The following is a 13,127-nucleotide window of genomic DNA, read 5'->3' on the forward strand; positions in this document are numbered from 1 at the left end:
GAGCCCATGCCCCTGTGGCCCGTCTACACCGGTACGAACGAGCCGCACGACGGCATCAGCGAGCTGCCCGCGCCGCCGCCCTGGCGTGCCTTCGACGGCGGGCCGGTGCTCCCGGCGCCGGACGCCGCCGCCGACACCGCCGCCCACTCCCCCGACCGCACCCACCGCGCCGAGACCTACCAGGCCACCGAGGAGACCGTCGAACTGGTCAACGCGGCCCTGTACCTGCGCCGTCCGCTGCTGGTCACCGGCCCGCCCGGCACCGGCAAGTCCTCGCTGGCGTACGCGGTCGCCCGGGAGCTGCGGCTCGGCCCGGTGCTGCGCTGGAACATCACCAGCCGCAGCACCCTGCACGACGGCCTCTACCAGTACGACCCGCTCTCCCGGCTGTACGCGGCCCGGCAGGAGGCGGCCCGGCCGGGGCGGACGGGCGGTACGGAGGACACGGGCGGCGCGGCCGGCGCGGGCGGTGTGGTCGACGGGTCGGGCATCGAGCACCATCTGCGGCTCGGCCCGCTCGGCACCGCGCTGCTGCCCTACGCCCGGCCCCGCGCGCTGCTCATCGACGAGATCGACAAGAGCGACCTCGACCTGCCCAACGACCTGCTGAACGTGCTGGAGGAGGGGCAGTACGAGATCCCCGAGCTGGTGCGCGCCTCCCGGCTGACCCCGGACGGCGTCGCCGAGGTGCTGGCCGACGGCACCGACGAACGGGTCCCGGTGGTGCGCGGCCGGGTCCGCTGCCGGGCCTTCCCGTTCGTCGTCCTCACCAGCAACGGCGAACGCGAGTTCCCGCCCGCCTTCCTGCGCCGCTGTGTCACGCTGCACCTCAGGCAGCCGGACGACCGGCATCTCGCCGAGATCGTCCGCGCCCACCTGGGCGAGCCCGACGCCTACGCCCGGACCCTGATCGACCGCTTCCTGTCCCGGTCGGGCGCCGGCGACCTGGCCACCGACCAGTTGCTGAACGCGATCTACCTGGCCCGCTCCGCCGACCTGGACGCCGAGTCCCTGGACCGGCTGGCCGAGCAGCTGATGCCCTACCTGGGGCAGAGCGCGCAGTCCGATGTCTTCTGATCCGGCCGGTTCCCCGGACCCCGTGGTGCGCCTGGCCGACGTACTGGCCCGGGCGTCCGACGGGGTGCGCCCGACCCCGCTGGAACTGGCCGAAGTGCTGTGGCTGGCCCGGCACATGAGACCGGGGACCGGCACCACCGGGCGGGAGACCGGGGAGCGTGAGGCCGAGGGCCAGGAGTCGGCGGAGCGGACACCGCCGTCTCCGCCCCCGCCCACGCCCACGCCCCCACCCGAGCAACCGCCACCGGCCCCCGAGCCGTCGGCCCCGGCCGGACCGCCGCCCGCGCACGAGCCACCGCCGGCACCCGCCCGGGTGCCCCTGCACCTGCCCGCCCGCCGGCCCGCCCGGGCGGCGGTCCGGCCGCACGCCCCCCTCCTCGCCCCGGCGCCCCCGATGCTGCGCCACCGCCTCGCCCTGCACCGCGCGCTGCGTCCGCTGGCCCGCCGCACCGACGCGCCCGTGGGCCGGGAGCTGGACGAGCGGGCGACCGCCGACCGCATCGCCCGGCTGGGCGCCGACCCCGCGTGGTGGCTGCCGGTGCTGCGCCCCGCCCGGGAGCGCTGGCTGCGGCTGAACCTGGTGTACGACGCCGGGCCGACCATGCCGGTCTGGCGTCCCCTGGTGCGCGAACTGCACGCGGTGCTGGGCGAGTCGGGCGCGTTCCGCACCGTCGGCCTGTATCGCGCGGACGCCGACGGCCGGGTGCGCGGTCCCGGCGTGCCCGCGCCCGCCGACGGCCGTACCGTCACGCTCCTGATCAGCGACTGCATGGGCCCGCAGTGGCGGGAGGGCCCCGCCGGAAAGCGCTGGTACGCCACCCTGCACCGCTGGGCGCGCCGGATGCCGCTGGCCGTCGTGAATCCGCTGCCGGAACACCTGTGGCGGGACACGGCCCTGCCCGCCGAGCCCGGCACCCTGTCGGCCCCGCACCCCGCGGCCCCCTCGGCGGCGCTCACGTTCACGCCGTACGAGCCCGGACCCGATGAGCCGGTCCGTCCCGGCGGCTCCGTGCCGCTGCCCGTGCTGGAACCGGAGCCGCGGTGGCTGGCGCACTGGGCCGGGCTGCTGGCCACGCCGGGCGGCGCGGAGTTCCCCGCCGCGGTCGCCGGGCTGGGCCGTCCGCTGCCGGCGGACGCCGAGGACCGGACCGACGTCGGGCGGCTCACCGCCGAGGAGCTGGTGCTGCGGTTCCGGGCGACCGCCTCGCCGGAGGCGGTACGGCTGGCCGGGCACCTCGCGGTGGGGCGCCCCGATCTGCCGGTGATGCGCCTGGTCCAGGCCGCCGTCGAACCGGATCCACGGCCCCGGCACCTGGCCGAGGTCATCCTCAGCGGCATGCTCACCACCGTGCCCGGGGGCCCGGCCGGCTGCTACGCGTTCCGGGACGGCGTCCGCGAGCTGCTGCTGCTCGGCCTGCCCCGCACCGAGCGCCACCGCACCACCGAACTCCTGGACCGCATCGGCGAGTTCATTGACCGCAGGGCGGGCCGGGCACCGGGCGAGTTCCGGGCGTCGGTGCCGTCCGCGCGGGGCGCGGGGACGGCCGTGGAGGACGATCCGTTCGCCATGGTCCGCGAGGACAGCGCGCGGCGCCTGTCGGCGGACGGCACCAGGGACCTGTCGGCGGACGGCACCCGGGTGTCGTCGGCGGAGGATGCCCGGGGCCTGTCGGCGGACGGCACCGGGGCGCTGTTCGCGGGGCGGTACCGGCTGCTGCGGCCGGTGGAGGGCACGCTCATCGGGGACAGCACGGGCTGGCCGGCCGAGGGGATGGGCTGGCTGGCGGAGGACACCCGGGAAGGGGACGCCCCGGTCGTGGTGCACCGGTATCCGGCGCTCTACGCCGACGCGGACTTCACGGAGCGGTGCCGGCGGCTCCGCCTGGTACGCCACCCCCTGGTCGCGCCGGTGCTGGACCACGGGATCGAGGGCGATGTCCCTTACGTGGTCCGGGCGTCCGTCCCCGGGCGGACCCTGCTCCGGCGTCTGGAGGAGACCGGTGGCCGGCTGCCCGTCGAAGAGCTCGTCGCCCTGCTGCCGAAGCTGGCCATGGGCATCGACGCCCTCTACACCGGGGGCGGGTCACGGGGCCTCCTGCGACCGGACACCGTCGTCCTGACCCCGTACGGGCCGGTGCTGACCTGCCTGACGTCGGCACCGCTCGCCGTTGAGGGCCACGTCGGCGCGCTGCGGACCCTCGGCCGGCTCATCCGCGACATCCACGGGGGCGACGCACCCGAAGAGCTGGAGACGAGGCTGGACACGGCCGCCTCCGAGCTGCTGTCCGAGAGCCCCGAGGTCCAGCGGCACGGCGTCGAGCTGCTGCTCGGGCTGGACTCCGGCCCGCGCCCCGGGCCCCTCGGCTTCTCCCTCTTCGGCCCGCTGGAGGTCACGCGCGACGGCAGGCCGCTCCCCGTTCCGCTCCCGCACGACCAGGCCGTCCTGTGCATGCTGCTGCTGAACCGGGGACGGCCTGCGCCCCCGGAGGAACTGGCCTCCGGCCTCTCGGACACCCCCTGGGCCAGCACGTCCTCCGTCGAGTCGTGTCTGCTCCGCCTGCGCTGGGCCCTCGGCCCGGACCTCCTCACCACCGACGACGGCCACGCGCTCGACTTCGGCAACGTCTCCGCCCCCGAGGACATCGACGTCTTCCGCTTCCGCCGGCTGGCCGCCGGGGCACAGCGGAGCCGGGCCGCCGGCGACCGGGGGAACGCGCGTCAACAGGCCGCCCAAGCACTGGAGTTGTGGCAGGGCGAACCCCTGCACCGTGTTCCGGGACGGGCCGCCCAGGACGTCCGGGAGGAGCTGGAGGCCCTCCGCCGTACGCTCCACACGATCCTGGAGACCGAGGAGGAACCCCCCGCCGAACCCCCCGGCATCCATTTCACGGCCGACGACCTGACCGGGCGCCCGGAGGCCCGGGTCACCCTCGAAGCGGCGGTGCACGAGATCCTCGCGCGCGGTTCCGTCAGCCCCCGCCAGTACGAGGTGACCGTCCGCCCGGACGGCTACCTGGTGCGCACCGCACCCGGCGCCTATCTGCTGCCGGTCCTCGTCGCCGTGCTGCGCGAACTCCCCTACGCGCTCACCCGGCTGAGCGATCCGCCCCGGCTCACGGTGACGTTCGGCCGGCCGCCCGTCGCCCCGCCGGCGACGGCCGCGGACGTGACGATCGTCGTACCGCCCGCGCTGTACGACGAGTTCGCCGCCAGCTCCGCCGCCCAGCGCGCCCGCAGTTTCCGGCCGCTGTTCACCGACGGCGACCCGGACAGCCCGCCGGCCGCCTGGTACTGCCCGCTCGGGCCGAAGGCCGCCGAACCCGGCGAACGCGACCTGGTGCAGGGCCCGTTCATCACGGCCGACCTGCGCGAGCTGGGCGTTCCCACCCCGGGCCGCACGGCCGTCGTGCACACCCGGCCCGACGGCCCGCTGACCCTGCTCGACCCGATCCAGCCCTACGGCACCCGTCCGCCCCGGCCGGAGACGTACTACTCGGTCGACCTCACCTCGCACGAGATCCGCCGGATCGTGTCCCTGCCCAGCTCCGGCAAGGGCGCGTTCCAGGCCGCGGTGCTGCTGACCTGGCGGGTGGCCGACCCGGTCGCCTTCGTCCGCGCCGAGGCCACCGGCATCCCCGAACTGCTGCTGCGGCACCTGTGCGCCGCGGCGGCCCCGATCACCCGCCGTCATCCGCTGCGCCGGGCGGGCGCGGCCCAGCGGGCGGTGAACACGGGGGTGACCGACTGGCCGGTGCCGGGGCTGGCGGTGTCGTGTGCCGTGCAGCTGGTGCCCGAGTGGGCGCCGGCCCCGGCGGCGGAGCCGCCCGTGCCGTCCCGGCGGCGGCTGTCCACGCTCCTCGATGACGCCGAGACGGTGCTGGTCGGCTTCGAGGGTCCGCTGACGAGGCTGTTCACGACCCACTCGGCGCGGGAGGCGGTGCTCGACCTGCTGTCGGTGGTGGCCGACCACCGCGACCCGCAGGACGCGCTGTCGGGCCGGCCGCTGCCCGCCTCGAGCGCCGCCGGCCGGGAGGCGTTCGCCCATCCGCTGGACCTGCTGCGGGCCTTCGCGCACGACCGGCTCGGCCCGCTGCTCGGGGCCCGCCTCGGCGAGCTGGAACTGGCCGCCGTACCCGACGCCCCCATGACCCACCGCTCCCTTGCCCTGGTCCGCGCCCTGCACCGGTCCGGGCGCCGGGTCAGCGTGGTGACGGACGTGTCCACCGCGGCCGTCCACCACTGTCTGCTGCCCTACCGGCTGCCGCTGGCCGGCGTCCACGGCCGCCGCGACGACCTCGGCCTGCTCACCCCGCACCCCGACTGCCTGCTGCGCGCCCTGGACGCCGCCGGCACACCGCCCCGGGGCGGTGTGCTGATCAGCTCCTCGGTCGCCGAACTCACCGCCGCCCAGCAGCTCGGCGTCCGCTTCATCGGCTACGCGCCCACCGCGGCCGGGCGGCGGCGGCTGCGCGGGGAGGGCAGCGAGGTCACCGTCTCCTCCCTGGAGCCGCTGCTGGAGGCCGCCCGGGTGCTGTGACCCGCCGACAGGACTGTGAACCGACAGGTCTTGTGGCCCACTGACAGGCCCGTGGCCCGCCGACACACCGGTACGGCCGGGAATTACGCCCGTTCGGCGGCGCCCCGCCCGGCCGTGCCCAGCGGGCGCCCGCTCCCGGCCGCGCGTCAGGATGCCAGTGGGCCCGCCGACCAGTCGGGCACCCCAAGGCCCGCGTACTCGGGAGGATCCGCCGTGACCGTCAGCCTGGAGCAGTTGCGCCGCTGCCACTTCGCCGTCGACCTGGGCGCGGCGCGTACCCGGGTGTATGTGAAGGGCGCCGGTCTGGTCGTGGACCAGCCCTCGGCCGCCGCCGTGAACACCCGCACCGGCGCGCTCATCGCCGTCGGCGAGTTCGCGGAGCAGATGACGGGCCGCACCCCCGACTACATCAAGGTCGTCCGGCCCGTCTCCGGCGGCACGGTGGTCGACATCGAGATGGCCCAGCGCATGCTGCGGCATCTGCTGGGCGACAAGATGCGCCGCATGCTGCGCCGCAAGCCCCGGCTGCGGGCGGCGGCCTGCGCCCCGCACGGCGCCGACCCGCTGGCCCAGCGGGCGACCGTCGAGACGCTGGTCGGGCTGGGGGCGCGCCGGGTGGAGCTGGTGGACACGCTGATCGCCGCGGCGGTGGGGTGCGGACTGCCGGTGGAACGGCCCGAGGCCACCATGGTCATGGTGTGCGGGGCGGCGGCGACCCAGGTCGCGGTGCTCTCGCTGGGCTCCATCGTCGCCGCCGAGCGGATCCCGGTGGGCGGGGAGGCCGTGGACCACGCGATCGTGCAGCACCTGCGGCACGCGCACGAACTGGTGCTGCCCACCCAGTCGGTACGGCCGCTGCACCTGGCGCTGTCCGGCAACGGCCTGACCCCGCACGGCCCGGCGTCGGCCGAGATCCACGGCCGGGACGTGGTCACGGGTCTCGCGCGCAGCGTGCGCGTGGACACCGCGGCCGTACGGAACGCGATCCAGACGCCGCTGACGGCCGTCCTGGACGGCATCGGGAAGGTGCTGCGCGACTGCCCGCCCGACCTGGTGGCCGACCTCGCCGACCGGGGGATCGTGATGGTCGGCGGCTCGGCCCTGCTGCCCGGCCTCGACCAGCTGCTGCGGCGGGCCACGAGGATGCCGGTGTACATCGCCGAGCGCCCGGACGTGTGCGCGGCACAGGGGCTGGGGGCGATGCTGGAGGGACGGATCGAGCCACTCCGGTTGCAGGCGGCGTGAGCGCACGGCGGCCGGACGGCGCCGCGCCCGGCCCCGTCACCGCCCCACGCCCCTTCTCGACCGGCCCGCGGGTACGAGCCCTCAACGGCCCGGGTACGAGCCCCTCAACGACCCAGGTACGAGCGGATGGTCGTGCCCTCCGGTCCGGTGTGGACGCGCACCAGGTCGGACAGCAGGTTGACCAGCAGCAGCCCGCGTCCGCCGCGCTGCTCGCGGGCGGGCGGACGGCGTCCGGCCAGCGGGTCGGCGAGGCGGCCCTTGTCACGGACCTCGCACAGCACGTACCCGTCCTGCGGCCACACCGTCAGCGTGCCGGCACCTCCGCCGTGCACCACGCTGTTCGTGGTCAGCTCGGCGGTGATCAGCGCCAGGTTCTCCAGGGCCGTCCCGGTCAGCCCCAGCCGGGCACCGTGGTCGGTGGCCAGGTGCCGGACGGCGGAGAGGGAGTCCTCGGCGAAGGCGGTGCCGAACACCTCCGGACCGGCGCCGGGGGCGGGCGCGGGCGGCAACGGCAGGTTGTAGCGGTCCACGACGCCGTCGGGGTCGTACGCCGTGCTGACCACCTCGGCGGCGGAGCCCGCCGGGATGACGACCGGGTGGGTGGCGTGGGCGTCGGCGAGCACCCGTTCGTCCAGGCGGGAGGTGTCGTAGGGGCACAGGATGGTGACCTCGCGGCCCTGGAACGCCGCGTTGATCAGCGCCTCGTGCTGGGCACAGGCCGGGTACTCGTCCGGGCTGCGGCCGGCCCAGATCGGTTCGCCGATGATCCGGACCCGCCGGCCCGGGGCCTGCTGGTCGGCGAAGGCGCGCAGCACGCCGGGGATGATCCGGCCGGGGTTGCGGCCGGCGTCGCGCATGTCCAGGAACCGTACGGCGTCGCCGTCGGCGCCCAGGGCGTCCTGGATCAGCGCCAGGTTCTCCCCCGGCACGGCGACCGCGACCGGCTCGCCCGCCGCCAGCCCCGCCCGGATGAAGGACACGGTGCCGGCCAGGTACTGGTCGGTGTCGGCGTAGAACAGCGCGGGGTGGACGAACGGTTCCACGGGGTGGGTCGCCGTGGTCATGACGTCGACACCTCGATCCCCGCGAGACCGGGCCAGAGCAGCCCCAGTATCCGTGACAGGGAATCCGGTGGCCGGTCCAGCACGAGCCGGCGGCGGCCGTCCAGGCTCTTGGCGGTGTCGGCCAGCGCGCCGGCTCCCGCCACATCGACGAAGGTCACCGCGGAAAGCTCCAAGTAGTACACGTCCTCGCCCCCGACGTCCTCGGCTTCACGCACGACCCGCTCCAACGCGCGCTCCCATGTGTCCCGCGTGGGCAGGATCACTTCGCCCACCGCGCGGAATCCGCTCCGCCCGGTCAGCGGGTACACGTCGAGCCGCGGCGCCGCCTGCTTCGGCACGACGGCCGTCGGCAGCAGCCGGGCCGGCTCGGGTGCGCTCATGCCATCTCCCACTCGCACGGATACACAGCTGCCCAGTATGCGCCCTCCACCGCCCCACCGAGCACGGATCACGCTCGGCGGGCGGGGAGCGGGGGCCGGCGGGCACGGGCCGGGACCGGCGGTGGGGGGCGGGCGGCGGACACCGGTCGGAAGCGGCGGACCGACGGCCCAGGCGAGCGGCGGACACCGGTCGGAAGCGGCGGACCGACGGGCGCGGGTGGGGATGAGGGCCGGTGGATGCTGGTCGGGCCCGCCGGAGCGGATCGGGCTCGCTGGGCGTTGGCGGGTCGGCGGACATGGGGCGCCGCGACGGGCGCGGCTGTCATCCGGCAAGCAGGGGTCGGGCCCTGCGGTGCGGCTGACGCCGGATGACGCGACCGACACCCGGCAGCCGCCGGTGGCTCCGGCAAAGGCGGATCGAGGCCCGGCGAACACGGCCGGCATCCGGCAGGAGTGGCCGACACCTGGCAGGTCTGCCACCCCCGGCGCAGCGGATCGGGCCCGGCAACGCGGACCACGCCCGGCGGGCACGAGTCGGACCCGGGGAGAGGATCGGCCTCGCTGGGCGTGGGTCGGACCCGGCAGCCGCGGATCGAACCCGATCGACGCGGGCCGGGCCCGGCAGGCGCGGCCCCGACACCGCAAGCACAGCCACCACCCGACAGACCCGCGCCGAACCCGAGCGACGCGGACCGGACCCGGCAGGCGCGGCCGACGCCGGCGGACGCCGGCGGACGCCGATCCGGTCCGGCGAACACGACCGGCACCCGGCGGACACGGCCGACACCAGCGGCTGCGGCCGGCGGTCGGCACCCGGCGTGCGCGGCCGGCATCAGCGAACGCGGCCGGCACCCGGCGGACACGCGGGACGCCCCGGTGAGCACGCGGGACGCGTCGGTGGGTGTAGGCCGACGTACGGAGGGCAGGCGAGGGGCGATGGAGGATCGCTGGAACGGGAGGGGAGACATGACCACGGCGGCACGCGCACCGCGGGGCGGACGAGCGGTACCCCTGACCGTCGGCGTCCGCGTGGAGGGCGGCCGGGCCGTGCTCCGCGCCCGCGGTGAGCTGGTCCACGGCTGCGCGGACACCCTCGCCGAGGCCCTGGCCGAGCTGCCGCCGGGCATCGCCCGGGTCGAGCTGGACGCCGGCGAGGTGGTCTTCCTGGACACGGCCGGGCTGACGGCCCTGGACACGCTGCGCGAGTACGGCCGCCGGCGGAACGTACCGGTCGGTGCCACCGGCTGGCGCGGGCAGCCCCGCCGGGTGCTGGAGCTGACCGGCCTGGACCCCGTGGACCCGCTGGGCGGCACCCCGCCCGCCGGTCTCCGCGAACGCGCGGCCTCGGCGGTGGCCCGGGAACGCGCCGAGCAACTGGACGTGCTGCGCCTGGAGATAGCGCAGTTGCGGCACGCGATCGACTCCCGCCCGGTCATCGACCAGGCCCGGGGCATCCTGATGGCGGCCCACGCCTGCACCCCCGACCAGGCGTGGGACATCCTGCGGGAGGCGTCCCAGCGGACCAACACCAAGCTGCGGCAGGTCGCGGCGGCGGTCACGGCGAGTGCCGCGCCGGACGGCACGCCGCCGCCGGAGCCGCTGCGCTCCGCGCTGGCCGACGCGGTCCGCCGGGTCAGTACGGCAGCACGCGCCCCGAAGGAGTCCTGCGGTCGATCTCCTGCCCACGCGGCGCGGCGGGCCGCCGGCTGACACGTACCCGGATCCGACGGTCCATGACGCCCTCCTCCTGCCGGCACCGCCCGTTTCGGCGCGCCGGTAGGGGGTCCGTGCCCAGGACGAGACCGGTTCACGCCTGAACGAGCCCATTTCATGGCATCGTTACGGCCGTGCGCGTCCGTTCGGTCGCCGGGTCGGGCAGCGCGCGAGGCCGGGGCGAGCCGGGACGGCCGTCCGATCAGGTCCCCCCTCCGATGCGTTCCGTGCGGGCAGTACGACCCGCCGCCGGTCCGGTTCCAGGCCGGCTCCGCACCGGCTCCGGCCGCCGTACGGTCAGTCGCCGCGGGCGCGCACGGCGAGCGCGGCGACCAGCAGGGGCGGCAGGAGCAGCAGCGCGAAGGCGGCGCGGTAGCCGCCGAGCGGCCCGGCGCCGGCGGCGAGGCAGGCGTTGAGGACGGCGGAGGCGAGCGCCAGTACGACGACCTGGCCGAGGTTCATGTTGGTCTGCAGGGCGCTGGTGGTGTGGCCCTGCCGGTGCGGGGGGCTGTGCTTGAGGGAGAGCACGGTGACGCAGGGGTCGAGCAGCCCCATGCCGACGGCGGACAGCGGCATGGCCGCCGCGGCCGTGACCGGCGGCGCGCCGCCGGAGCAGCCGGCCACCGCGAGGGCCACGGCGGCGGCCATGACCAGGGCGCCGGCCGCGACCAGACGGTGCCGGGCCACCTGCTGGAGCACCCTGCCCTGCACCCAGGAGGCGGCGGCCCACAGCACGGCGGAGGCGGTGAACGCCGCGCCGACCACGACCGCGTCGACCCGCCGCTCGGTGATCAGCATCAGCGGCACCAGCGCCTCCACGGCGAAGTAGGTACCGGAGGTCAGCCCGCGCAGCAGCACCGTGACCGGAAGGCCCCGGGCTCCGCGCCAGGTACCGCGCGGCAGCAGCCGGGGCGCGAGGACGACGAGCAGGACGACACCGGCGGCGACCGCGGTGAGATGGCGCGGATCCCACGCGGACGCGCCGTACTGCCCGAGCGCAGCCCCCGCACTGAGCAGGGCCGCGATCAGCAACGGGGGCCGCTCGGCGGGGACTTCCCCGGCCCCTCCGGCCGCCGGGTGCGGGGCGGGCCGGCGCAGGACGAGGACCAGGGCGACGGCGGGCAGGGCGGTCAGCGCGGCCAGACCGTAGAAGACCGCGCGCCAGGACCACCACTGGACGACCAGGCCGGCCAGCGGCGGGCCGAGCAGGGACGGCAGGACCCAGCCGGCGCTCAGCAGCGCGAGCATCCGGGGCCGCAGGTGCTCGGGGTAGGCCTGGCCGACGGCGGTGGTCACCGACACCGCGACCAGGCCCGCGGCCAGGCCGTCCACGAACCGGCCGGCGGCGAGCTGCCAGACGGAGACGCTGGACGCGGACACCAGCAGGGTGAGCACCGACAGGACCATGCCGAGCGCGAGGGGCCGCCGGGCGCCCGACCGGTCCGCCCAGTGCCCGCCGAGCACCCCGCCGAACAGACCGGCGGCGACGAAGCAGCCGGCCACGACGGGGAACAGGGACACGCCGTCCAGGTCGCGGGCCGCCGTCGGCAGGGTGGGCACCACCGCCAGGGCGGCGAACCCGGTCAGGAACATCACCACGGTGAAGGTCAGGGTGGCGGCGAGGTACGGCGGCGAGAAGATCCCGCCTGCCTCCGGCCCGGCCGGGGAATCCGTGGCGTCCGCCGGGCCGGGTGCCGCCGGTGACACGGGTTCGCGCACGCCGACCCCCCGAACCTGGTCTGGACCATTGAGCTGGACGGCACGGGAATCTACGGGCCGCCCGCCCCGGGGTCAACCGTCCAGGCGTCCACCGCCGGCCAGGAAGGCGAGGGCCACCGCGGCCTCGCAGGCGATGCCGGTGGCGATCACGTCCTCGTCGACGGTCATGCGGGGCGAGTGCAGCGACGGGGCCTCGTGCGGGGCGACGCCGGGCGGGCAGGCACCGAGGAAGGCCATGGCGCCGGGGACGGCCCGCAGCACGTAGGAGAAGTCCTCCGCCGTCATCTGCGGGGCGGGCAGCTCGCGCACCGCCTCGGCGCCGAGCGCGTCGGCGGCGGCGCGCCGGACGAGGGCGGTCATGCCGGGGTCGTTGACGGAGACCGGGTAGCCGGTGACGACGGTCGCCTCCGCCGTGGCCCCGTGCGCGGCGGCCACCCCGTGGGCGACCCGGGCGATCGCCTCGTGCAGCCGTCGCCGGGTCGGCTCGGCCAGCGTGCGCAGGGTGCCGGAGAGTTCGGCGGTGTCGGGGATGACGCCGGTCGCGGTGCCCGCGGTCAGCCGGGTCACGCTGAGCACGGCGCTGTCGTCGGCGGCGACGCCCCGGGTGACCGCGCTCTGCAGGGCGAGCACGATCTCGCAGGCCACCGGCACCGGGTCACAGGTGGTGTGCGGGGCCGAGGCGTGCCCGCCGCGGCCCCGGACCACGATCCGGAACCGGTCGGAGGCCGCCAGCTGCGGTCCCGGCCGCAGCAGCACCTCGCCGGCCGGCATGTTCGGGTTCACGTGCAGGGCGAACGCGGCGTCGGCCCGGCTGCCGGACGCCTCCAGCACCCCTTCCTCGATCATGAGGCGGGCTCCGTGATGGCCCTCCTCGCCGGGCTGGAACATGAACACCACGCGCCCGGGCAGCGTCGCGCGCCGCCCGGCGAGCAGCCGGGCCGCGCCCACCAGCATCGCCATGTGGACGTCGTGCCCGCAGGCGTGCATCAGCCCGGGCCCGCGCGAGGCGAACGGCAGCCCGGTGTCCTCGGCGACCGGCAGCGCGTCCATGTCGGAGCGCAGCAGGATCGTCGGCCCGTCGGCCGCGCCGGTGAGGGTCGCGGTCACGGAGGACAGGGCGCGCCCGGTACGGATGTCGAGGCCGAGGCCGTCGAGCGCGTCCAGGATCAGACGCTGGGTGGCCGGCAGGTCCAGGGCCGTTTCCGGGCCCCGGTGCAGGGCGCGGCGCAGGGCGATCGCCTCGGGGGCCAGCCGGCGTGCCGCGTGGAGCAGGTCCGCTCCGGCGGCGTCCCCGGCAGCGGGGTCCTCCGGCGTACCGTCGGCGGCCCTGGGAGCAGGTGTTGTCATACGGCCGTTCTCCTTCCCGGGACCGGAACCGGGACCGGTCGGCCC

General features: G+C 76.4%; 8 protein-coding genes. 4 read left to right on the forward strand and 4 right to left on the reverse strand.

Translation table 11 applies throughout. The annotated features are described in order from the left end of the window. The first annotated feature begins 6 nt into the window (after window positions 1-6). The 3 genes from HB370_RS13840 (at window position 7) to HB370_RS13860 (ending at window position 6,859) form a co-directional block, all read left to right on the forward strand. Window positions 7-1,077 carry a MoxR family ATPase gene (locus tag HB370_RS13840; protein WP_030777014.1) on the forward strand — a complete coding sequence of 357 codons (1,071 nt, stop codon included), beginning with the start codon at window positions 7-9 and terminating at the stop codon, window positions 1,075-1,077. After that, window positions 1,067-5,614 (forward strand): SAV_2336 N-terminal domain-related protein, encoded by a 4,548-nt coding sequence (locus HB370_RS41895; protein WP_244405517.1) that lies wholly within the window; start codon window positions 1,067-1,069, stop codon window positions 5,612-5,614. Before HB370_RS13840 ends, HB370_RS41895 begins: the two co-directional genes overlap by 11 nt. A gap of 213 nt (window positions 5,615-5,827) precedes the next feature. Further along, window positions 5,828-6,859: a rod shape-determining protein gene (locus HB370_RS13860; protein ID WP_030777018.1), complete on the forward strand. Its 1,032-nt coding sequence runs from the start codon at window positions 5,828-5,830 to the stop codon at window positions 6,857-6,859. 104 nt (window positions 6,860-6,963) lie between these two features. Here the strand turns inward: HB370_RS13860 and HB370_RS13865 are convergent, their stop codons facing one another. Together HB370_RS13865 and HB370_RS13870 are read right to left on the reverse strand one after the other, a co-directional pair. Next, entirely contained in the window at window positions 6,964-7,923 is a 960-nt protein-coding gene (locus tag HB370_RS13865; protein ID WP_030777020.1) for a sensor histidine kinase, read from the reverse strand. Continuing rightward, the gene (locus tag HB370_RS13870; protein WP_051815325.1) at window positions 7,920-8,303 is read right to left on the reverse strand and encodes an STAS domain-containing protein; all 384 of its coding nucleotides are present in this window, start codon (window positions 8,301-8,303) and stop codon (window positions 7,920-7,922) included. Before HB370_RS13870 ends, HB370_RS13865 begins: the two co-directional genes overlap by 4 nt. 966 nt (window positions 8,304-9,269) lie before the next feature. Between HB370_RS13870 and HB370_RS13875 the strand changes: the two genes are divergently transcribed. Next, window positions 9,270-10,013: an ANTAR domain-containing protein gene (locus HB370_RS13875; protein WP_030777024.1), complete on the forward strand. Its 744-nt coding sequence runs from the start codon at window positions 9,270-9,272 to the stop codon at window positions 10,011-10,013. A gap of 300 nt (window positions 10,014-10,313) precedes the next feature. Here the strand turns inward: HB370_RS13875 and HB370_RS13880 are convergent, their stop codons facing one another. Both HB370_RS13880 and HB370_RS13885 read right to left on the reverse strand, forming a co-directional pair. Next, a complete protein-coding gene (locus HB370_RS13880) occupies window positions 10,314-11,657 on the reverse strand; it encodes an MFS transporter (RefSeq protein ID WP_244406025.1) in 1,344 nt (447 codons plus the stop codon). A 150-nt stretch (window positions 11,658-11,807) separates the two neighbouring features. Continuing rightward, window positions 11,808-13,082: a M20 family metallopeptidase gene (locus HB370_RS13885; protein ID WP_051815327.1), complete on the reverse strand. Its 1,275-nt coding sequence runs from the start codon at window positions 13,080-13,082 to the stop codon at window positions 11,808-11,810. Window positions 13,083-13,127: the final 45 nt, after the last annotated feature.

Origin of the sequence: Streptomyces sp. DSM 40868 (assembly GCF_011820545.1) — a bacterium.
GTDB lineage: Bacteria > Actinomycetota > Actinomycetes > Streptomycetales > Streptomycetaceae > Streptomyces > Streptomyces eurythermus.

Bases quoted from the DNA above. Each gene is read 5' to 3' on its own strand.
- HB370_RS13840 (WP_030777014.1), top strand. From the start codon at position 7: ATGCCCCTGTGGCCCGTCTACACCGGTACGAACGAGCCGCACGACGGC.
- HB370_RS41895 (WP_244405517.1), top strand. From the start codon at position 1,067: ATGTCTTCTGATCCGGCCGGTTCCCCGGACCCCGTGGTGCGCCTGGCC.
- HB370_RS13865 (WP_030777020.1), bottom strand. From the start codon at position 7,923: ATGACCACGGCGACCCACCCCGTGGAACCGTTCGTCCACCCCGCGCTG.
- HB370_RS13870 (WP_051815325.1), bottom strand. From the start codon at position 8,303: ATGAGCGCACCCGAGCCGGCCCGGCTGCTGCCGACGGCCGTCGTGCCG.
- HB370_RS13875 (WP_030777024.1), top strand. From the start codon at position 9,270: ATGACCACGGCGGCACGCGCACCGCGGGGCGGACGAGCGGTACCCCTG.
- HB370_RS13885 (WP_051815327.1), bottom strand. From the start codon at position 13,082: ATGACAACACCTGCTCCCAGGGCCGCCGACGGTACGCCGGAGGACCCC.